Source organism: Pseudoalteromonas sp. NS-SX12 (assembly GCF_057367955.1).
In genome coordinates this window covers 119,274-141,836 of the sequence record NZ_CM170635.1, presented here as the reverse complement: position 1 = coordinate 141,836, position 22,563 = coordinate 119,274, and the positions used below count along the sequence as shown (strand labels likewise).

Below are 22,563 nucleotides of genomic sequence, written 5' to 3'. Positions count from 1 at the left end.
GAAATTTGAATCTATCATTTAGACTTCTAGAAATCTACCGTATAAAAGGCTTTGTTGAATAAAAATCATAAAAAAAAAGCCCAACCGAAGTTGAGCTTTTTGGCTAGGTAAATTAATACGCTAGGTTTAGTTGAAAGTCTATGTTGTTAGAACTCGTATGAGAAGTCTAAGCTGATTTCCGTTGGCATTTCTTTTTGACGAATTAATACGTCATTTTGCTCAACTTCAAAGTCTTGACCTAGTAGGTTTTTAACTTTGAACGTAATCGTTGAGTTAAAGTTTGGATAATAACTATATACAAGGTCTAACGAGTTAATTGGTTGCTCGTATGCATCGTCAAAGTTATTAACACCAGCCGCAAGAATACGGTCGCCAAATACATTGTAGATAACGGACGCTTGATGATTACCATTGTGAGAATCATAGTTAAGCTGAACGTTTGCAACGTACTTAGAGTGACCTGTCATTCGACGTTTAAGATTTGTTAAATCGCCGCGCTGACTCTCTAAAATTGTAACTTCTGAATCACTTACCGTTAAGTTACCTGATGTAAAGAACGCACCGCCTAACATATCGGCACTTAGTTCTGTCATCCACTCCGCTTCAATACCGTAAACAACTGCGTTGTCTGCGTTATCAAATTGCAGTGTAAAACGACCATCACTTTCAGTAAGTAACGCTTCAATTGGGCTATCAATATCTTTATAGAATGCACCAATTGAGTAGTTATCACCGTTGTCTAGGTAAAACTCCACACGTGTGTCAAAGTTATCAAGGTAACTTGACTCTAAGTACGGATTACCAAGGGTACGATAATCAGTTAGTGGGTCTTGATATTGAACAGGCGTAAGTTCACGTAGATCTGGGCGAACAACCGTGTTGCCGTAACCAAAACGTACTTGGTAGCTATCTTGACTGTACGTCATAGAAAGTGAGCCAAAGTAGTCGTCTTCCATTACTGTCGCTTGCTCAATGGCTTCGCTGCTTAGCTTATCTTCAAGTAATGCAGGATCAAATGCACTTCGTGAAAACGCTAACGCAACTTGACGGAAATCTTCATAACGCACACCACCGCTTAAACGCCAGTTGTTATTAATGGTGTAATCGAATGCACCAAAATATGCGTCAATCATTTGCGCTGCTAAGTAGTCATCTGCTGTTGGCTCTTGGAATAATAGCTCAACATCTGTGTTATCTACTGTGCTGTCGTTACTGAAGAAACTGCCAATGTTTAATGCATCATCTTCACTTTGAGCCAGTTCTACTTGCTGAGTTTGTGCAAAGCGGTAGTTAAAGAAGTCAGTGCGATAATCACGCGCTTTTTCTATAAAGTAACCACCACCTGAAAGCTCAATGTCAGAACCATCAAAGTAAAATACCTTGTTTACATTTACGCCCCAGTTTTCAACCTGATCTTCCATATCAACAAAGCGATATAAATACGGGTTGCCACCGAGTGAGCCATTATAGAAGGTACGTTGGTATTGACCGTCTTGATACTCATCGCGCACTGTGATTTCAAGTTCACCTGGAATTTCTGTCGTCGCCGTTGAATCGGTATAATGCCAATCTACACCAACGCCATCTAATACACTCCACGTTAAATTATGCTGACCGCGAACTTGAAGAATATCTAATTCACGCTCTTCAAATGACGTTGTATGACTGCGCTGAACTTGACCATCATCAATACTTAATGATTTTGATGGCTCTTGATAAATAGCAACTGACGCTTCGTCTTCGGTATCACGAAGTTTCATGTATGTTGCCGTTAATTCATGGCCATCAAGTTTATAACCTAAATTTAAAGAGGTATTTAGCTTGATATTATTTTTGGTCGTTTGTTTTTCATTTTTAGCCGAATAACAGGCAAAAGTTTTTGTTGAACACTGCGCAGCCTTGGCTGCATCGGCTGACGATAATACGGCACCAAACTCATTTGAATTAGACCACTCATTGTCATATGCAACGCTTGCCAAAAACCCAAGCGACCCGCCAAAACCCAATACATCGTCAAAACGGTCACCATAAACTGCTTTAATACCAAAATCTGGATTTAAGCTTTCTTCTTCTAATCCATAATCACGTGGCAGTGCTTTAATCAGATCTTTGTTTAACGCAATCGCAGCGTCTTGACCGATATCTTCACCAAGCGCTTTTGACTCAATATCACGAATGTTTCGAATAGAAATATCCGATAAACCGTTAACATAACGATTAAGTGCAGCACGCACGGTACCAGGCATAGCTCGTGTGCCGTCGTCGGTACCTAACCAATCATCGCTGCCACCTTCATAGGTGTAACCTTCATCATTGGTGTCTTTATAGCTTGCGCCGATATCCACTTTAAACACGCGATCATCAGGAATGCTTTTAGTACGAATATTTACGTCGCCACCACCGAACGCCGCTGGCATATTTGGTGAATAGGCTTTTTGTACTGAAAGTGATTCGATAATGCTTGATGGGAAGATATCAAGTGGAATAACGCTACGCGTTAAATCCGGGCTCGGTACAGATGCGCCATTTAATCGAACGCTTGAGTAACGCTCACCTAAACCACGTACATAAATAAATTTATCGTTTACTAAGCTTAAACCTGTTACACGACGAAGCGCAGATGCAGCATCTGAGTCACCGGTACGTGAAATTTGCTCAGCACCCATAATGTCGGCAACGAAAGCTTGGTTTTTACGCTCTTCAATTACTGCGCTTGCACTGCCTTTTAAACGGCTTGCGGTTGCAACAACTTCTTCAATTTCCTTTTGTACTTGTGCTTGTTCATTCTCATCTGCTACAGAGGAAAATGACGAAAACGCACAAAGCACTGAAAGCGTAACTAAATTAGCTTTAAACTGCTTTTTTGGTTTCATTATATAATCCTCTAAACCTATAGTTTTTATAAAGAGGTGTGGCTAACGCCACACCTAAACTCACTACTTGGCTTAGATTAGTGACCAGCGCGCTCTAGCGACGCTTTAACAAACTCTGCCCAATCGCCTGTTGCACCTTCTTGAATTGCACCAACGAAACCGGCGTTGTCAAAGAATGAGTTCACTTCGCTCATGTCTTTTGCAACGACAGTTACTGCGTTGCCGTCTTTATCCATCATTGCTGTTTTCGCTGATACGCCATCTGCTGCAAAGATGTTTTCAAAGTTGGCAAAACCAATTGTTTGGTTGTTGTTACCTGCCGCAAACCATGCTGCGATATCAAAACCAGCTAAATCGCCTTCAAGTGCTGTGTTAACGTCTTCAAAGTTAAGACCACATGCAAAAATTGCGCTCTCAAATGAAATATCGCCATTTTTCGCATTGGCATGTACACCCGCTGCACCTGACTTATCTTTTTCGTTGTAAAGGTCAAAACAACCAGCGCCTGCTTCTGTAGACGAGTTTGCGAATAGGATATTAGCCATTGTTGCTTTACCCCATTCTTTCATTTCCATACCTGCACCAGTACGGCGACCTTCAGCACCTGCTGAACCTGTACCGATTACTGTTGCGTTTGAAATGATTGGGTTTGATACTGTTGTTACTAAGCCTTGGCCGTCATCAGAAAGCGGATCTTTTTTCGCACCGTCAGTTTCAAAGCCATGGTTACCGTATTCTTTTGAGTGAACAAGGATGTATTGACCCATACCTTTCCAACCCTCATCCCAGTCGATGCCGTCATCGCCAGTTTCTGTTACAACAATGTGCTTAAGGTTCACTGAACCACCAAATAGCTCGATACCGTCATCGAAACCGTTATGTACGTGAACGTAATCGATAGTAGTGCCTGAACCTACCGCATTAAGCGTTAAACCGTTAAGTTCATCACCTTCAACACCAAAACCTGCGTATTTGATAACAATATGCTTTAAGATACCGCTGTTATCTTGCGGATCGTTACCACCGTAGTATGAAACAATACCTTCAGCTGCGTGGTTACATAGGTCTTGCGCTGCTGCGTCTGCAGTACAACGAATTGAATGACCGCGACCATTTACTTGAATACCACCCCAGTCACCAATTTGTGCTGTTGTTGAATCATCGCCATCAATCTCTGAAATAGAGGTAAATACGATTGGCTTGTCTACTTCACCAATTGCTTCGATATTTGCGCCACGTGCAATACGGATAAAGCTTTCTGGCTTAGTGAACGCGATAGTTGCGCCCGCTTCAATTGACAGTGTTGGACCATTATCGTCAATGGTTGCGCCCGTTGACGTATCAATGTCTTTACCAATAAATAACGCGCCTTCGAAAATATGTGCGCCGTTATCTTCAAGCGCTGGGATTACGAAAGAGCTTGTGATGTCTTTTGCGTTACTTGCAAATGCTTGGCTGTAAACACAGTTTACGCCGTCTGCTTCACCTGTGAACGATGCACCGTCAAGCGTATACGTTGCACATGAAATTGGGTCTGGATTTGAACCACCTGGGTTTGTTACAGAGTTGTCTACGCTGTTATCGACTGTAGTTGGTGTAATATTGATATCGCCGCCACAACCTGCAAGAGTAAGTGCTGATGCAACCATGCTCACTTTAAATAAACCAGAAAGTTTCATTGTTTTCTCCGTTGATAGTTTTTAAGCTTTTTCGCTTTTTATGTGCGTGTGCACTAATTTAGAACTGGCTCTAAGTTAGAGGGTTTATGTGTCAAATGGGTTACACTTACTTAACATGTGCGTGACAGTTTCTTGTCAGATTTCTTAAACACTACGAACTTACACGTATACATGAGTTGTTTTAAAAGTGTTTGAAATACAAAGAAATAAGGGACCATGAAGGTCCCTTAGGGTTGATTACAAATTTATTTTGATAGGTATGTTACAAATAAGCCTTGGCTAACGTGTCTTTATCAAGTTTTTCACGTTTCACATATTGCAGCCACTGGGCCGCTAAGCGTTCTGACTTTTTGTATTTTTTAGCTTGCTCAAATGCAAGGATAGCTGCATCGAAGTTTTCGAGATTGTATTGCGCCATTCCAAGCGCAATATAGGCGTTTGATTCTTGCTTTAAACTGCCTTTATTTAACGCAGCACGTGCAGAATCAGCCGCTTCATCAAATAATTCTAAGTTTAAATATACTTCTGCTAAACGGCGGTCATATTCACCAGTATCAGTTTGTTTTGCAGCCGCAATAAAATACGGCACCGCTTTTTTATCTTCTCGCGCTTGCATGTAGGCTTCTGCTACAAAGATAAGGTTCTTTGCTGATTTTTCGATATTGCCTTTTTCAAACCCAAGCTCCATCGCGTTTGCTGCTTTGTAAGCAAGACCTGAATACATGTATATTTGTGCCAGATTTTTAAGCTTAGTTGCTTCGTCCAAAAAGCCACGTTGTTTTGCTGTTTCAATCAGTGCTAGTTGCTTATCGTCCTGGCCTACTTCGCCGTACATGCCAGCCAGCTGTACCCAGTATTCAGGTTTGTCAAAACGTAGCACCATTTCTTCTAGTACACGTACCACTTCTTTTGGTTGGTTTAGCGAATAGTGAGACGCCCGCAGTAAGATAAACCAGTTTTCTTTTACGTCTTTATTATCAACTTTGTTAAGGTTAATCGCGGTATTAATGTATTTAATTGCGCTTTGGTAATCCTTCGCTTGATAACTAGCGTTGGCTTTAAGCTCATAATAGTTTGCCTGTGGCGGTTTGGTATTGAGCGACTCCCAACTATCAAGATAACTCAGCACTTTATCGAATTGGCCTTCAGCCATTGCTAATTGCGCTAACGAGAAAATGGTATTGAGCTTTAAGCTTTCTGGGATCGGGTCTTGCTTTACAACATTTTCAAATGCAGCCATAGCCTCACTAACACGGTTTTCGTTGTAATAAATAAAACCGTAAAAGTTGTACATCATGGCTACTTCATAACTGTTCATGCTTGAAGATTTCTTTTGGACAATATCCAGTGCCTCAAGACCTGCTGCTACATCGCCGTCGTCAGCCAGTTTTTGTGCACGCGCTAGTTGCGTATACACTTTATTGCGAAGTGCCGGGACACGTTTGGTTTTAACTTCTTCAGCAGATACTGATGCAAACTGTGTGTGGAACATCGCATCGCTCATTGGCGCGCCAAATACACAACCAACTAATGCAATACTAATTAAATTTCTTTTCAACATTGTAATTCAACCTAACTATTTAAAGTGTTAGCGGGACATTCCCGCTAACAGGCTACCCATTAATTTGGAATGTAATTTTGTTTTGTACACCCGCTACTTCAACGGCTTCACCGTTAACAACGCGCGGTTTGTATTTAAACTTAAGCGCGGCATCCATAGCGGCACGGTTAAAGATTTCTTCTGGCTCAGCTTGTATTACACGTGGTTCACTTACTGTGCCTGATTTAGTTACGGTAAATTCAACAATAACGTAACCCTCAATACCGCGACTTAACGCTCGACGAGGATAAACAGGTGATACCTTAACAATCGGTAGGTATTCACCATCACCCGAATCAAGCGCAAGCCCTGCAGCTAAATCAACATTGGTGTCAACATTGGCAGAAAAATCAAAATTACTCGCAGTATCCGTGCTTTCGCTGCTACTCGCTTGTGGCGCCATTGGCGGTGGTGGCTCTTTTGGCTTTGGCGGCTTTTGCGGCTTTCGTTCTTTCTTTTGCACAGTCTCTTCTTGTTTAAGACGCACAAAATCAAGAACATTGCCTTTTACCGGTTCACTTGCCACACCATCACCACTTTGAATTAGCGCCTGCATGCCGAAAAACAACAACGCAGTTACAACAATCGCGATTAAAGTGGAAATTAAATAACGCATTGTTACGCTTCCTGCGCCGCAATTGATACGTCAAATACACCTGCCGAACGCGCCGCATCCATAACCTTAATTAAGGTATCAGTAGTGGCTTTTTTATCAGCTTGAATAACCACGCTGCCCTGCGGGTTTTCTGCGTGTAAACGTTCGATATTAGCTTGAACCGCACGTACATCTACTTGGCGTTTGTTAATCCAAATTTCGCCTTTATCTGATATTGCGACAAGGATATTGGCACGTTCTTTTTGTACTGCTGTCGCCGCTTCAGGTCGGTTTACATCGATACCCGCTTCTTTTACAAAAGTGGCCGTTACAATGAAGAAAATCAGCATGATAAATACAACGTCAAGCATTGGCGTCATATTGATTTCTTCGTTTTCTTCTTCTTGAAATACATTTGCTAATGGTGCTCTCATTACTAGCTCCTAAAATTCGTTTAAAATTGGTGTTAGTGGTCTAAGACCAATTTATCGTCAAGTAGCGCTACTTCGCGCTTTGCTTTACGCTGTAAATACGTTGAGGCAAATACCCCTGATAACGCACCTACCATACCTGCCATTGTTGGAATAGTGGCTTTTGATACGCCCGATGCCATTGAGCGTGCGCTACCCGTACCGGTAATTGCCATCACATTAAACACCTCAATCATGCCGGTAACCGTGCCAAGTAAACCAAGTAATGGACACAGTGCTACTAACATATTGATCATGGGTAAATTGTGATTTAGCTTTAAGCTAATACGCGAAATATTTGCTTGTTTGATTTGCTCCGCTTCCCAGCTATTGCGCTCTTCGCGTGCGAACCAGTTGGTGATCACTGATTTTTTACTTGAACGGTATGTTGTAAACAAAAACATAAAACGCTCAATAACCAATAACCACATTGCGCAAATCAGGACTCCGATCACCAGCAGCACAGAGCCGCCGGTGTCTAGAAAATCGCGTATCGCGTTGATGAAGTCCGCAAAGATAACCATCTTACTGCGCACCTTTCTCACTGCGCTCAGCAATGATGCCTGCGCTTTGCTCTTGTAAAATTACCAGTAGGCTTTTAGAGCGGGTATTAAGTAGTGTGTAAATAAATACCGTAGGAATTGCCACAACCAGGCCTAACACTGTGGTCACAAGCGCTGTTGAAATACCGCCAGCCATTAGTTTCGGGTCACCAGTACCGAATAAGGTAATTGCTTGGAAGGTATTAATCATACCGGTTACAGTTCCGAGTAGACCCAGTAACGGCGCAACCACAGAAATGATTTTAATCAGCGTTAAGTTACGTGTAATACGCGGCATTTCACGTAAAATTGCTTCTGATAATTTGAGTTCTAGCGTGTCGTAGGTTACATCTGGGTATTGATCTTTCACCTTCATTACACGACCAAGTGGGTTGTCATCTGATGCAACGTCAGTTTTAAGCTGACGTTTGATTTTGCCACCCATAATCATTAGAGAAACAAAGCGTTCTAAGGCAATTAATAAACCGATTAAACCTACCGCTAAAATAACGTAGCCTACCGCTCCACCTTGGTGTACTTGCTCTTCAGTACTTGGTGCTTGAACTAACAAACCAAGAATTGAACCACCTGTTGGGTCTAGGGCAAAATCAACAAAACCTGAATTTGCTGCTTGTAAATCAGCCGCACTTGACTGGAAACGTGAAGCTGGTTGACGCGTCAATTCTGATAATGTGTTAGTGGTTTCGTTGTACGTAAGGTATTTGCCATCCGCAATTAGGTTGAATGAACCAACACGTACCACTTCTTTATTTACTTTTTCGCCGCCTGCAACAATCACATCACGGTTAAAGCGCGATACTTTACCTTGCTCAGTCATTTCACGTTGTAATTCGAACCATACTTTTTCTATATCTTCGATTGACGCAAGTTTAGAACTCGAACCCATTTTTTGCGCAAGTTCGCTTAAGAAAGCACCACGACCTGGCAATTCAGCAGATACGTTTGACGTAATAAATTTACTTTGTGTATCGCCCGCTACCTGCTGTAACACACCAAATAACTCTTTTAATGAACCCATACGTTTGTTTAGCGTTTCGCTCATATTCGCTAGTTTGATTTCATTTTCTTCAAACTGAGTTTCAAGACGCGTCGACGTAGAAATTAATCCATCACGTTCATTAATACGCGAACGTAACATCGCAGCTTGTTGATTATTTGCTTTAGCAAACTCAGCTTCGCGGCGTTGGTTATCTTGTGATTGTTGGTAGTTACCCTGCTCAAGTGTTTTTAACAGTGAATCAAGATCTACTGGCTGTGCTACAACTGCACTTGCTGTGAATAGCGTGCTTGCAGTAATAACAGATTTTACGAATTTCTTAACTAACATAATGGCCTCTAATTAAACTGCTTTAACAGGTAGCGTTAACATGTCTGGTGCAAGTTGCTTTTTAGCTATGCGAATTGCTTTATTGATTTGTGAAATATTGCTATCTGGTAAGCGCTCAAACGCCTTAGCGTCGGTATTCCATACACCCGCTTTTTTGCCATCTTTCGTTAGGTAAATAAGATCAAGGCGGCCAATACGTAAAAAGTCCACTTCACGCTCTTGACCATCAACATCGATAAGACCAGTGTACGCTTCAATGGTACGGCCATAGTCAACTTCGATTTGGTAAGCTTCTAATACGCGGCGGAATTTTTCACTTGATGCTACATCTGCGCGGTCCATTAACTGCTTTAATGTGGCTAAGCGTTCTGCGCGCTCGTTTGGTAAGAAAGGCACATCTAATGCTACAAACTGCTCAAGTGAGGTGATCATCTTAAGCATTAATGGTGTAATTTGGCGCTCAATGACCGATACTTGGTCAATTGATACGTTAATGTTGTCCATTTCTGTTAATTGATTTGCGATTTGTTTTTCTAGTTGCTTGTTATAAATCGTTAAACCATCAATCTCTTTATTAACAGTTTTAAATTGCTGTAGGCGACCTTGCATGGTGTCAGCAATTTTATCTATTTTTGCTTGCGACTTTTGTGCTGATTTATTAATTTTATCTGCGCTGTCGATCACAGGCTTAAGTTGATCATTAGCAACGGCAGTTAGCGAACATCCAACTAGCGCTGTTACCAATATCTTTCTACTAAACTTAGTTGTAAACATTTTATGTAACCCTATTAAATGATTGCGCATAGTCTAGAGGCACAAAATGACACAAGGGTTTCATAAACATGTCATTTACATTACATGGCAGTAAATTTGAAATCTATAGATATTTTTACGATATAAATCAATAGTTAATGATTTTTATTTTATCTCGGACAGGGATTCTGTTAACGAATATGTAACCGTGATTTTTCATTGACATGACAAAAAATCGTGCGCGTTGTCATATTTCTTGGATGACTCTTAGCAAAACAGATACGGCAAAGTTGGCATGAAGTTGATTGGTAAGAATTGGCTATGCGGCAAAAATACGAATTAATGCCGCATGTGAAAATGAGATTGCTAGTTTTTCTTTTTAAACTTAACGCGATTATTGTTATCGCGATTTTGCAACAAAAACTCTCTTGAGTAGTCAGTGTTAGTAGCCTTTGCAAGTCTGTCGTATAAAACCACATTTACCGTTGCTGCAAGATTCATACAGCCAACTGTCGGTACATAAACAACATCATCGCAGTGCTTCAGTACGTCTTTACGAATTGACCCATCTTCAGGTCCTAATACATAAATGGCATTTTCTGGGTGCTCGAAATGCGGTAACGGTGTTGCCCCATCAATTAATTCAACAGCGATTATTTTAGTATCGGACTTAACAAGTGTTTCAATATTTTCAAGTGCGCACAGTGGTATTTCATCGATACGCTGTTTTGTGTCGGTTGCAAATTTTTGCGCAAAACCATAACGATTACCTGTGTGATGAACCTTTTCAACGCCATAGCACCCTGCGGCACGCATTACGCCACCCACATTTGTTGCGCTTTTAGGGTTAATCAGTACCACTTGTACCTTGCTCATTAGTCGTGGTCCTCTTTAGGCCAATCTGCAATGTAATCTTCAAACAAATCCATATCGATTTGGTTATCTTTCATTACACGGCCTTTAACGCTAATCCCCATACGATGCATTACCGCTTTACTGCCGTTATTTAAAAGTGGATGCCAAGACGCAAGGCCACGCCCTTCATGTAAACGACGGTAGCTACAACTTGGTGGCATAAAAAAGATATTATCGATGTTATCTTTGGTCAGTTTTACACAGCTAGGCACTAAAGATGTGCGGTTTTCATATTCTGTACAAAAACACTTTTTAGTATCGAGATAGCGACACACAATCGCAGTATAGATAATCTCTTCGCCTTCGCGCAGTACATCGGTACTTTCAAAACTTTCTTCTTGTTCATCGCTATCAATAAATGTGTGTAAACAACATTTACCGCAGCCATCACAAATGGCTTCCCATTCATCGTTGTTCATCTCTGCCAACGACTTTTTAAGCCAAAATTTATCTTCTAACATATGTGCCCCTAAATTACAGGGCGACATTTTAAGCTAGTTGTGTGAGAAAAGCGAAAAGAAAAAGGTGCCAGATAAAACGACTGGCACCAATAAATAGGTGATTAGATTTTAGGGTAGCCGATACGGTCTGATAAATAGCCAACTGAAGTCGCAAAATAATAAGAGCGGTTCCAGTGCATTAGCGCCTTGTAATTGTCATATGCCAAATACATACGGCCATTTTCATCGTCTGGCATTACGAGCGCTGCGGAAATTCCAACATTTGGTAAATCAGTGCCATCAGTACGGCGAAGACCAAGTGCCTGCCAATCGGCAAGACCACGTTCTGATTTATTCCAATTCTCGAGCCATTGTTTGCGAGTACGCGTGCCGCGCTGCAAAATATGTTCACTATTGAACCCCTCAGGCAACACCACCTGACGGCCCCATGTTAGTGAGTCATTCCAGCCCGCTTTTTTCAAATAGTTTGCAATAGATGCGAAGGCATCAAGCTTGTTTTGCCAAATGTCTTTTTTACCGTCACCGTCGTAATCAACCGCGTAAGCATTAAACGACGTTGGCATAAATTGTGTTTGACCCATTGCGCCTGCCCACGAACCTTTAAAGTGGTCAAGATCAATATGACCTTCTTCTAGAATCGTTAACGCAGCCCAAAGTTGGCGTTTATACAGCGCCTCGCGACGTCCGTCGTACGCTAACGTTACCACTGAAGAGATAACCGGATGTGAGCCTTGGATTTTCCCAAAGTTACTTTCAAGGCCCCAAAGCGCGACGATAAAACGCGCTTGTACGCCATACTTAGCGGCAATTTTTTCAAGCTCTGTTTGATTTTCTTTATACAGTTTACGTGCCCTATCTATCTTCCACTTAGGTACACGCTTTGGCAGATAAGTTTCTAAAGTTTCTTTTACTTCAGGCTGATTTTTATCCGCTTTAATGACTTTTTTCTTAAACTTAACGGTTGCAAAGGCGTTATCAACGATTTTTTGTGAAAACCCTTTTTCAATTGCCTCCACTTTTAAATCTGCAACGTACTGGTTAAATTTTGCTTGCTCTTCATCTGCAAAGGTAGAGACCGAAATAAGGCTTGCTGTGATTAGGGCGAGTTTTTTAAACACTAGTCAGTGACTCCATTTTGTTTTCTAAATTCATCTAATAAACTTTCTTGTTTTGGCGGTAGCTGTAAATAAAATCCTTTTTCAGCTAATTCTTGCTTCACTTTTTCAAGGTCAGCCGTACCAAGTTGTTCACGTTTTGCTAAATTAATTAGCATTACAAAACTTGGTTGACCAAAAGTTGCCATTAAAGGTTCCGGAACTTTTGAAAAATCATCTCTTTTTTCAACGTACAGATAGGTATCTGCCTTTTTTTTACTTTTATACACTGCGCTGAGCATTCAAACACCTTTTACTTCTTGCGTAACACTGCGTCACACTATACCATGGCATACACTAAAAGTGAGATAAATTGCGCTTAATGGCTGGATTCTTCTAAAAAATCAGCCTGTGATTTTTATAATAATAATTGAGATTATGTCGGAACAAATTTTTGAACTAAAAGGGAACCTTTTTACACTATCTGTATTGCATCTTTTTAAAAACGATCTAGATAGTTTGATTAGTCAACTTGACGAAAAAATTGCTCAAGTACCCAAGTTTTTCTTCGGTGCGCCAATTGTCGTAAACCTTCAGTCTGTACCAAACGAACACATTGACTTTGCAAAGTTAAAACAAGCTTTAATTGACTTACAGCTTAACCCTGTAGGTGTGTGTAACGGTACGGACGAGCAAAACACTGCCGCTAAACTGCACAAACTATCAATACTAAATTACAGTAAAGACCAAACACCTAAAGCAAAGCCACAATCAGCTGCAAATACATCAATTGTTGAAAAAGAAGTATTTGTTCCAGCACAAATTATTAGTGGCAATGTGCGTGGTGGTCAGCAAGTTTATGCGAAGAACCGCGATCTCATTATTACAGGCTCAGTAAGTCCAGGCGCTGAAGTGATTGCCGATGGCAATATTCATGTTTATGGCACATTACGTGGCCGCGCTATCGCTGGCGCAAAAGGGCAAGAATCCGTTATATTCTGCCAAAAGCTTAATGCTGAGTTAGTTTCAATTAACGGAAACTACTGGCTGAGCGACTCACTGCAAGGTGAATCATGGGGCAATGCTGCATGTGTTTCACTTGAAAACGAATCATTAAAAATTTCAGCTTTGGTTTAAAGGATAGATTTCATGGCAAAAGTTATTGTTGTCACATCAGGTAAAGGCGGTGTTGGTAAAACAACATCAAGTGCAGCGATTGGCACTGGGCTTGCGTTAAAAGGATACAAAACCGTTATTATCGACTTTGATATTGGTTTACGTAACCTTGATTTGATTATGGGTTGTGAGCGCCGTGTTGTTTATGATTTCGTTAATGTAATCAACAATGAAGCAAACTTAAACCAAGCATTGATCAAAGATAAACGTGTAGAAAAATTGTTTATTTTACCTGCTTCGCAAACGCGCGATAAAGACGCGTTGACCAAAGAAGGCGTTGAGCTGGTATTAAACGAGCTTAAGAAAGATTTCGACTTTATCATTTGTGACTCACCAGCAGGTATTGAAGCCGGTGCAATGATGGCACTTTACTTCGCAGACGAAGCAATTGTTACGACCAACCCTGAAGTTTCATCGGTGCGCGACTCAGATCGTATTTTGGGTATTTTACAAAGTAAGTCAAAACGCGCTGAAGAAGGGCTTGAAAACGTAAAAGAACACCTGCTATTAACACGTTATAATGCAGAGCGTGTTGCAACGGGTGAAATGCTGTCGGTAGAAGATGTTCAAGATATTCTAGCAATCGATTTATTGGGCGTTATTCCTGAGTCAAAAGCAGTACTTAATGCGTCTAACTCGGGTCAGCCTGTAATTCTTGATTCAGACTCTGATGCGGGTAAAGCGTATTCTGATGCGATTGACCGTTTATTAGGTGAAAAAGTTGATTTTCGCTTTTTAGAAGCTGAGAAGAAGGGCCTACTTAAACGGATATTTGGAGGTTAATGTGTCATTACTTGATTACTTTCGCTCACAAAAGAAAACAACAGCAAGTTTAGCTAAAGAACGATTACAGATCATCGTAGCGCATGAGCGCTCAAGTCGTGGTACGCCTGATTATTTACCACAGCTTAAACAAGATATTCTTGAAGTGATCCGTAAATACGTAAATATCGAGCAAGATCAGGTTCAAGTTCAGCTTGAGCAAAACGAAGATGACTTGGCTGTACTCGAACTCAATGTCACTTTGCCTGACGATAAGTAAACATAAAAAAGCCTGCGTGAAGCAGGCTTTTTTAATGTCAGTTTAAAACCAATCTTTTAGTGAATGCTTAACCATTTCACCACGCCAACTCGTCATTAAATCGGGTTTTAAGAGCGCACCTTCATCAAACTTAGACTGGCCTTTCCACTTCCAGCTGATCAATTGATTCATCTGCTTTTTACTTGCTAGCACATCAAGTGGAATCTCATTGTCTTTGGCTATTTTTTCAAGCTCAGCACGTAGCTCTTTTAACGTTTTTTTATAGCCATGAAAGTCTATTAAGCGTTGGATTTTTTCTGGATGCTCGGCTTCGTCTTTATCTAAACCGATTTTCACAAGATTTAACAAGGTTTTACCATAACGATTAAGTAAGCCTTGGTCGCCTTCACATAAACGTTTTAATGCACCAAAATGAGTTGGCTGCGTTTTAGCTATCTCGAATAAAATGTGTTCTTTAACGATAAAGTTAAGTGCTAAGTTTTTCTCACGGGCGCGATTTAAGCGCCAAGCTGCTAACTGCTGCAGCACAGCTAATTGTTTCGGGTTAAGTTGCCACGCGTTTTTAATATCTAGATAGGCAAGTTCTAATGGCGTTTCATATTTGCGTTTATTAGCAATAACCGCACTTTCACCAAACACAATCGCTTGCTTATCATCATTTAGCTTTTCTCTAATGATGTTAAAACAAGGCATTAAATAAAATACATCGGCAGCTGCATAATCTAACTGGGCTTTCGTTAAGGGGCGTTGCAACCAATTAGTGCGTGATTCACTTTTGTCGATTTGCTCTTCAAGTAACATTTCAACCATATTGGCAAAACCAACACAGTTGCGCTCGCCTAATAAACTTAATGCAAACTGAGTATCAAACAAGGGCGCTGGAGTACAATTACCGTGTCGTGCAAATACTTCAAGATCCTCAGATGGCGAATGCAACACTTTAATAATATTCGGATTTTCCATTAGCTGCCAAAATGATGACAAATCTAGATCTAACGTTGGATCAATAAGGCAAATACGATCGCCGTCGTAAATTTGCAATAATGCAAGCTCTGGGTAAAGGGTGCGACGTCGCATAAACTCGGTATCTACCGCGAGTACCGATTTGTTTTTATAGTTAGCGACCGCTGAATCTAATTCTTGTTGTTCTGTAATAAATGAGTATTGCACTACTTTTCCTCATAAAAAAACCGGCAGATTGCCGGTTTTTCTTTTTAGGGTATTCCCTATTTAACTTGCTTCTTTAAGTGCGCGTCTTAAAATTTTACCAACATTTGTTTTTGGTAAATCTTCGCGGAATTCCACAAACTTTGGCACTTTATAATTGGTCAAGTTTTCACGACAGTGCTTGATTATATCTTTTTCTGTCAGACTTTGGTCTTTTTTCACGACAAAAATCTTAACTTGTTCACCACTTACTTCATGTGGTACACCGACAGCCGCAACTTCAAGCACACCTTCATGCATTGCTACCACTTCTTCCACTTCATTTGGGAATACGTTAAAGCCAGATACAATAATCATGTCTTTTTTACGGTCAACAATATAGAAGAAGCCTTCTTCATCGTATTTAGCAACGTCACCCGTTGCAAACCAGCCGTCTTTTAAACATTCTGCGCTAGCTTCTGGACGATTGTAATAACCTTTCATTACCTGAGGACCTTTAACCCAAAGCTCCCCTGCTTCACCCAGTTCTGCTTCAGTACCATCTTCTTTTACGATTTTAAGTTCTGTGCTTGGTGCTGGTAAACCAATTGAGCCATTAAATGCTGCAAGGTCATACGGGCTAACAGTAACAAGTGGCGCACATTCCGTTAATCCATAACCTTCAACTAAGCGAGAATCAGTAACCGTTTGCCATTTTTCAGCAACTGGGCGTTGTACTGCCATACCGCCACCAAGCGATATTTTAAGTGATGAAAAATCAATTTCTGAGAATCCAGGCGTGTTTAACAGACCGTTAAACAAGGTATTTACACCTGTCATTACGGTAAACTTTTTGCCCTGAAGCTCTTTAATAAACCCTTTCATATCACGCGGATTAGTGATTAAAAGGTTATGACCACCGTACTTCATAAAGGTTAGGCAGTTCGCGGTTAAGGCAAAAATATGATAAAGCGGTAGCGCTGTTACTACCATTTCTTTACCTTTATTAAGTAGTGGGTCTAAACAACCCGTTACTTGCTCAAGGTTTGCTACCATATTGCCATGTGTAAGCATGGCACCTTTAGATACACCGGTAGTACCACCGGTATACTGTAAGAATGCTAAACAATCTTGCGTTAAATGTGGGCGCGTATATTTAGATACATCACCAGATTTCATCACATCTGTGAAATCGATAATGTTTGGTAAGCTATAGCTTGGCACCATTTTCTTAAGGTGTTTTACAACAAAGTTAACTAAGTGCTTTTTAACACCACCTAACATATCGCCGATTTCAGTAACTACGATGTTTTTAACATTCGTCTTTGGTAATGCTTCTTCAAGTGTACGAGCAAAGTTAGCAAGAATAATAATAGTGCTTGTTTCTGAATCGTTTAATTGATGCTCAAGCTCACGCGTAGTGTAAAGCGGGTTTACATTTACAACAGTCGCGCCCGCACGCAGTGTACCAAGAATTGCTATTGGCGTTTGCAATAAGTTCGGCATCATCACCGCAACTTTATCACCTTTCTTAACGCCCAGTTGATTTTGAAGATATGAAGCAAATCGTTTAGTTGCGTCATCCATCTGTTGGTATGTATATACCTTACCCATATTTTCAAAGGCAGGAAGATCTGCATAGTCTTGAAAGCTTTTTTCAAATAGTTCAAGCAGGGAGTCATAGTGCTGTGGATCTATCTCAGCAGGAACACCTGCTGGGTAACGCTTCAACCAAATCTTTTCCACGATAGGCTCCTATAAATTATATTTATTGTTTGTGTTTTTGTGTTCAACTTAAACCTTAATTCATGTAAGGCAATTTAACAATTGAGTAATTACTCTAAAGGGCTAATATTCACATATTTAGGCACGTTATACAAACTTTAGTTTACACCGTTTACGTAAACGTCAACCTCTTTCGCAATCACTTGCGCATATTCCATATGACAATGATGCCCACCAGGGACCTCTATTACACCTAAATTTGTATAGAGTTGTCCATAATTTTCAATCGCTTGCGATATCATTTTAAATCCATTTATCGCTTTTATTAGGAGCATTGGTACAGTTGTATCTTTACAAATCGCTTGGCATTGGCTTGGAGTAAAGCGAAAGCCAGAGTGATGTTTGAGTTTAGGGTCAGTCAAAAGTTTAATGCCACCTTCTTCTTGCTGTGTGTTTCTTTTCATAATAAGTGCAGCATTGTCGTAATCTAAATCACTTACTGCAAGTCGCGCATTAACAACTTGGTCAAAGCATTTAAACACGCGCTTACTACTTGGTTTAGCACGGCTTTCAATGGCATTTTTTAATTGTGCTGTTACTTCACTTTCCGGTGTTGTAATACACGCTAGTCCCTCAATTGCAATAACGCACTTAACTTTATCAGGAAAACAGGCAGCAAATAGGTTAGCAACCATAGCCCCCATTGAGTGACCAACAATAATCACCTTTTCATTTGGTGCGATTTGCTGTAACACGCGATAAACATCATCTACATAATCAATAAAGTAATAATGCGCTTGTTTATTACGCCAGCTTGAAAGTCCGTGGCCTGGGAAGTCAATCGCATACCAATCATATTGAGGCATTTGATTAATAAGGGGTATAAACGAATTACTATTATCCTGCCAACCATGCAGTGCGATAATTTTTGTATTGCTATTGTCTAATCGCTGACATGCGATTTTTAATTCATCAATTTCGTACGATGTTTCTGTTATTGTAACTTGCAATGTAATTTCACCGATAAAAATGTAATTTAGTGCATAAATACGTTATGTTTAGCGCAAAATAACACAGAAAAACAATACACATGAAAAAATCGTTAATTGCCTCAACAGTATTATTGGCAAGCAGCAGTTTAGCGTATGCAGAAGCACCGAAGAATATTATTTATATGATTGGTGATGGCATGGGACCCGCCTACACTACTGGTTATCGCTACTTTAAAGATGACAAAAGTACTAAATACGTAGAGCGTACAATCTTTGATGAGCTATTTGTTGGTCTTGCTAGCACTAGCCCTGATGACGATACAGTAGTTACAGACAGTGCTGCAGGTGCAACGGCACTTTCAACGGCTACTAAAAGCTACAATGGCGCAATTGCAGTTGATTCCGCAAAAAAACCGTTAACTACGATGCTGCAAATCGCAAAATCAAAAGGCTTTACTACCGCGTTAGTTGCAACATCACAAATTAACCATGCTACGCCTGCAAGCTTCGCCGCGCATAACGAAAGCCGCCGTAACTATGACGAAATTGCTAACGATTACGTTGATGTTAAAGTAGATGGAAAGCTAGCGGTAGATTTAATGCTTGGTGGCGGTACTAAATATTTTATTCGTGATGACCGAAATCTTGTGTCTGAATTCAAACAAGCAGGTTATCAATATGTCGATGATTTTGACAAACTAGAATCGATTAAGTCGCTACCAGCAATTGGCTTATTTTCTGATGTGGCATTTGCGTATGCAATTGACCAAAACCCTACACGACTTGCTGATATGGCAAAGAAAACCCTGTCATTACTTGATAACAATAAGCGAGATGGTTTCTTTGTAATGCTTGAGGGCTCACAAATTGATTGGTGTGGTCACGCTAACGATATTGCCTGCGCGATGGCTGAAATGGATGATTTTGCCAATGCAATTAAGCATGCAAAACAATACGTAGACCAAAATCCAGATACCTTACTTGTGGTTACTGCAGATCACAGTACCGGCGGGTTAACTCTTGGTGCCAATGGCCACTATTCTTGGCATACAGATGTAATAAAAGGCGTTAACGCGAGTATTACTAAAATTGCCAAAGCGCTGATGAAAAGTGATCACCTTTTAACTACTTGGTCAGACAAAACTGGCATTAAGTTAGATAAATCGCAAGCAGAGCAGCTGGCTATGCTTACCGCCAGTGCTAAGCGCGAAAAAGATGATGAGCACAAAGAAAAAGAAGCATTGGTAAAACATGTACGACAACTAATTAGTGATGCGTCAAATACAGGTTGGACTACAGGCGGTCACACCGCGATTGATGTGCCAATTTTAGCGTATGGCAAAGGTGCCGACGCCTTTAAAGGCCACTTAGACAATACCGAAATCGCAAATCAGTTAATTAACTACATTAAGCAAAGATAAACCCAAACAAAGACTGTGCCGATAGTTATCGACACAGTCTTTATACTTAACCTATTCTCGGCCCGGTAATTTTTTCCACGTTACCGTGTCTCGCACATAAACAGGCTGCGCATCTGCGGCAACCACCGTATTGCCAGCGACCAGTTCACGCTCTGCTAATTTCGTCATAAAACGTGCATTTGGTAGCGTTATCTCATCTAAAATCGTTAAATTTGTTGCTTCAAAGTGCGGTTTATACGTTTGACAACCGGTACCCACAACTACGGCATCGTATTCTGGCAGGGTTAACTCTTCTGGCTTTATCACCATTTCGTTTGACATAAACGCTGCGAGATTATTTTCATCACGCTTAAATTCTGCGTAATAAATTTCGCCCATACGCGCGTCTATCGTTGCGATTGCATAATCTGCTTCTGTCGTGTCAAATGCCTGTTGTGCCATCATTTGTAAGTTTGATATACCGATTACAGGTAAATTTGCGGCATATGCCAGCCCTTGCGTAACCGAAACACCAACGCGCACACCGGTAAAGCTGCCAGGACCGCGGCCAAACGCGATAGCATCCAGTGCTTTTAGATTCGTGTTTGCGCTATTTAAAATACTATCGACCAGCGGCAACATTTTTTGGCTATGTTGTTGAGGGCACACCTCAAAGTGAGCGTTTTCTAAATCACAGCTAACGGCTACAGACAACGCTTCTGTAGCAGCATCTATAAGAAGTATATTTGACATAATCTATTTAATTTTTTCTAAAAATGCAGACGCTTTTGCGAGATCGCGAGTGCGCGCCATATTGGGTAAACTTGCTAAAAAGATTCTACCATATTCCCTAGTCACTAAGCGATTATCACAGATCACCAGCACGCCTTTATCTTTTCGGTCACGAATTAGGCGGCCAACGCCTTGTTTTAACGCAATAACAGCCCCAGGTAATTGCAGTGAATAAAACGGGTCATTGCCCTGCCCGCTATGGGATTTCATCTTTGCCTGTAATAAGGGATCATCGGGCGCTGCAAACGGCAATTTGTCAATAATCACGCATGACAGCGCATCACCTCGCACATCAACCCCTTCCCAAAATGATGCTGTACCAAGCAAGACAGAGTTACCATGCATCACAAATTTCTCTAACAAAATACGTTTTGACGCTTGCCCTTGAACTAAAAGCGGATATTCAACGCTGTGCGATAAGCCATCTGCCACTAAGTTAAGCATGCGATAACTGGTAAACAAGATAAAACAACGCCCCTTTGCTGCTTTAATCATTTGTTTTGCAATGCTAACTATGGAAAAACCCATTTCCGATTTACTCGGCTCAGGTAGGTAACGCGGTATACACAATAACGCTTGGTTTTCGTAGTCAAACGGGCTGTCGTACACTTCCATAATCTTGGTATTTAAGCCTAAATCTTTTGCGAAGTGGGTTAAATCGCCATTTACCGCAAGGGTTGCCGAGGTAAAAACCCAGCTCGACGTTGCATTATCAACAAGTGCCCGAAATCGTTCTGATACATTAAGAGGCGTAATACTGAACGTTAAATGACGCTTAGTTGTTTCAAACCAAAAACTAAATCCCGGTTTTTGTGCGTCGTACATGGTTTCTAACTGGCCTTTTAGGCTGGCTGTGCGTTCAAACAATTTTTCAATTTTGTCACTGCGTTCAAGGCATAATTTAAGCACTTGATATAAAAAGCTAATATCGTTTATTACCCGCTCAATCGCACGATACACATTGGCTTGTTTGATCATTTGTTGCCAGTCACCACGTTGGCTGTCACTTGGAAATTGCAAGCGTAAATCAAATACCGCAGTTTCAAGTTTATCTAATGTTTTACCCAGCTGGATCATGTCGAAGAGCTCAGCGCGATACACTAAGCGAATATCGCGAACAAGCTCGATTACCATACGTGTGCTTACGCGCGAGGCAAAATAGTCTGATGCAATGTTTGGTAACTGATGCGCTTCATCGAAAATATAACAATTAACATTTGGAATAAGCTCGCCGAAGCCAGATTCTTTAACAACTGCATCAGCCAAAAATAGATGGTGATTAACCACCACTAAGTCTGATTCAATGGCTTTAACGCGGGCTTTTCTAACAAAACAATCTTGAAATGATGGACATTCTTTACCAAGGCAATTATCCGTCGTAGATGTCACATAAGGTAAAACTTTGGCATCTTCTTCTATCCCGCTGCAATCGGCCATATCGCCTGAGCGTGTTTCGCCCGAAAATTTTGCCACCATGGCAAGTTGATGCATAACATCGGGGTCGTCTACTGGTACATGGGCAACGTGCTGATTTAAACGTTCAATACATAAATAGTTGGAACGCCCTTTTAACAGGGCAATTTTTTTGCCTTTTCCGAGGATCTTTTTTAACGCAGGTAAATCTCGATGGAATAATTGCTCTTGCAGTGCTTTGGAGCCAGTCGACACCATCACTTTTTTATCTGATAGTAACGCAGGGACCAAATAAGCAAATGTTTTACCGGTCCCTGTTCCTGCTTCAACAATTGCCTGCTCGTCTTTTGCAATTGCTAAAGCGACCGACTTGGCCATATCAATTTGTGGTTGCCTGGGTGCATACCCTTTAATCGCGAGGGCGAACGGGCCTGATTTACCAAACAAATCGTCGATACTATTCATTTAAAGCACGTGTTTTAAAAATGGAGTGCAAGTGTAACGATTAAGCATACTGACAACAAGAAAAAGGCCGTTTTAAATAAGC

At 40.9% G+C, this 22,563-nt stretch carries 21 protein-coding genes; 4 read left to right on the top strand and 17 right to left on the bottom strand.

The window, feature by feature from the left end; genetic code table 11:
• Positions 1-146: 146 nt before the first annotated feature.
• From AC2IOM_RS14840 to AC2IOM_RS14785, 12 genes are all read right to left on the bottom strand, one after another.
• Entirely contained in the window at positions 147-2,873 is a 2,727-nt protein-coding gene (locus AC2IOM_RS14840; protein ID WP_486360226.1) for a TonB-dependent receptor domain-containing protein, read from the bottom strand.
• A 77-nt stretch (positions 2,874-2,950) separates the two neighbouring features.
• Entirely contained in the window at positions 2,951-4,552 is a 1,602-nt protein-coding gene (locus tag AC2IOM_RS14835; protein ID WP_486360225.1) for a hypothetical protein, read from the bottom strand.
• 262 nt (positions 4,553-4,814) lie between these two features.
• Positions 4,815-6,113, bottom strand: coding sequence for a tetratricopeptide repeat protein (locus AC2IOM_RS14830; RefSeq protein ID WP_486360224.1), 1,299 nt, complete (start codon positions 6,111-6,113; stop codon positions 4,815-4,817).
• A 52-nt stretch (positions 6,114-6,165) separates the two neighbouring features.
• Complete coding sequence (locus tag AC2IOM_RS14825) at positions 6,166-6,768, bottom strand: energy transducer TonB (protein ID WP_010559197.1); 603 nt, start codon at positions 6,766-6,768, stop codon at positions 6,166-6,168.
• Between the two features lie 2 nt (positions 6,769-6,770).
• Positions 6,771-7,181 (bottom strand): ExbD/TolR family protein, encoded by a 411-nt coding sequence (locus AC2IOM_RS14820; protein WP_010559198.1) that lies wholly within the window; start codon positions 7,179-7,181, stop codon positions 6,771-6,773.
• A gap of 32 nt (positions 7,182-7,213) precedes the next feature.
• Positions 7,214-7,741, bottom strand: coding sequence for a MotA/TolQ/ExbB proton channel family protein (locus AC2IOM_RS14815; protein ID WP_010559199.1), 528 nt, complete (start codon positions 7,739-7,741; stop codon positions 7,214-7,216).
• 1 nt (position 7,742) lies between these two features.
• Positions 7,743-9,107: a MotA/TolQ/ExbB proton channel family protein gene (locus AC2IOM_RS14810; protein WP_486360223.1), complete on the bottom strand. Its 1,365-nt coding sequence runs from the start codon at positions 9,105-9,107 to the stop codon at positions 7,743-7,745.
• Between the two features lie 12 nt (positions 9,108-9,119).
• A complete protein-coding gene (locus tag AC2IOM_RS14805; RefSeq protein ID WP_010559201.1) occupies positions 9,120-9,881 on the bottom strand; it encodes a DUF3450 domain-containing protein in 762 nt (253 codons plus the stop codon).
• A gap of 345 nt (positions 9,882-10,226) precedes the next feature.
• Positions 10,227-10,736 (bottom strand): RNA methyltransferase, encoded by a 510-nt coding sequence (locus tag AC2IOM_RS14800; RefSeq protein WP_486360222.1) that lies wholly within the window; start codon positions 10,734-10,736, stop codon positions 10,227-10,229.
• A complete protein-coding gene (locus AC2IOM_RS14795; protein ID WP_010559203.1) occupies positions 10,736-11,236 on the bottom strand; it encodes a YcgN family cysteine cluster protein in 501 nt (166 codons plus the stop codon). Before AC2IOM_RS14795 ends, AC2IOM_RS14800 begins: the two co-directional genes overlap by 1 nt.
• A 101-nt stretch (positions 11,237-11,337) precedes the next feature.
• The gene (locus tag AC2IOM_RS14790) at positions 11,338-12,318 is read right to left on the bottom strand and encodes a lytic murein transglycosylase (RefSeq protein ID WP_486360686.1); all 981 of its coding nucleotides are present in this window, start codon (positions 12,316-12,318) and stop codon (positions 11,338-11,340) included.
• A 35-nt stretch (positions 12,319-12,353) separates the two neighbouring features.
• On the bottom strand, positions 12,354-12,632 hold the full coding sequence (locus AC2IOM_RS14785; protein ID WP_010559205.1) for a YcgL domain-containing protein: 279 nt from the start codon (positions 12,630-12,632) through the stop codon (positions 12,354-12,356).
• 136 nt (positions 12,633-12,768) lie between these two features.
• Between AC2IOM_RS14785 and minC the strand changes: the two genes are divergently transcribed.
• Genes minC through minE form a run of 3 tightly spaced genes read left to right on the top strand, consistent with a single transcriptional unit; the run spans position 12,769 to position 14,548 of the window.
• Positions 12,769-13,467 carry a septum site-determining protein MinC gene (gene minC / locus AC2IOM_RS14780; protein ID WP_486360221.1) on the top strand — a complete coding sequence of 233 codons (699 nt, stop codon included), beginning with the start codon at positions 12,769-12,771 and terminating at the stop codon, positions 13,465-13,467.
• A 12-nt stretch (positions 13,468-13,479) separates the two neighbouring features.
• The gene (minD, locus tag AC2IOM_RS14775; protein ID WP_010559207.1) at positions 13,480-14,289 is read left to right on the top strand and encodes a septum site-determining protein MinD; all 810 of its coding nucleotides are present in this window, start codon (positions 13,480-13,482) and stop codon (positions 14,287-14,289) included.
• A 1-nt stretch (position 14,290) separates the two neighbouring features.
• Positions 14,291-14,548 (top strand): cell division topological specificity factor MinE, encoded by a 258-nt coding sequence (minE, locus tag AC2IOM_RS14770; protein ID WP_010559208.1) that lies wholly within the window; start codon positions 14,291-14,293, stop codon positions 14,546-14,548.
• 42 nt (positions 14,549-14,590) lie between these two features.
• Here minE and rnd read toward each other — a convergent pair whose 3' ends face one another.
• The 3 genes from rnd to AC2IOM_RS14755 form a co-directional block, all read right to left on the bottom strand.
• Complete coding sequence (gene rnd, locus AC2IOM_RS14765; protein ID WP_486360220.1) at positions 14,591-15,718, bottom strand: ribonuclease D; 1,128 nt, start codon at positions 15,716-15,718, stop codon at positions 14,591-14,593.
• Between the two features lie 60 nt (positions 15,719-15,778).
• Positions 15,779-17,440 (bottom strand): long-chain-fatty-acid--CoA ligase FadD, encoded by a 1,662-nt coding sequence (fadD, locus tag AC2IOM_RS14760; protein ID WP_054979813.1) that lies wholly within the window; start codon positions 17,438-17,440, stop codon positions 15,779-15,781.
• Between the two features lie 137 nt (positions 17,441-17,577).
• On the bottom strand, positions 17,578-18,429 hold the full coding sequence (locus tag AC2IOM_RS14755) for an alpha/beta hydrolase (protein ID WP_486360219.1): 852 nt from the start codon (positions 18,427-18,429) through the stop codon (positions 17,578-17,580).
• A gap of 80 nt (positions 18,430-18,509) precedes the next feature.
• Here AC2IOM_RS14755 and AC2IOM_RS14750 point away from each other — a divergent pair, with 80 nt between their 5' ends.
• Positions 18,510-19,832 carry an alkaline phosphatase gene (locus AC2IOM_RS14750; protein WP_486360218.1) on the top strand — a complete coding sequence of 441 codons (1,323 nt, stop codon included), beginning with the start codon at positions 18,510-18,512 and terminating at the stop codon, positions 19,830-19,832.
• Between the two features lie 51 nt (positions 19,833-19,883).
• Here the strand turns inward: AC2IOM_RS14750 and tsaB are convergent, their stop codons facing one another.
• Positions 19,884-20,564, bottom strand: a complete 681-nt coding sequence (gene tsaB / locus AC2IOM_RS14745; RefSeq protein WP_486360217.1) for a tRNA (adenosine(37)-N6)-threonylcarbamoyltransferase complex dimerization subunit type 1 TsaB — start codon at positions 20,562-20,564, stop codon at positions 19,884-19,886.
• A gap of 3 nt (positions 20,565-20,567) precedes the next feature.
• On the bottom strand, positions 20,568-22,481 hold the full coding sequence (gene yoaA, locus AC2IOM_RS14740) for a DNA repair helicase YoaA (protein ID WP_475154479.1): 1,914 nt from the start codon (positions 22,479-22,481) through the stop codon (positions 20,568-20,570).
• Between the last annotated feature and the right edge of the window lie 82 nt (positions 22,482-22,563).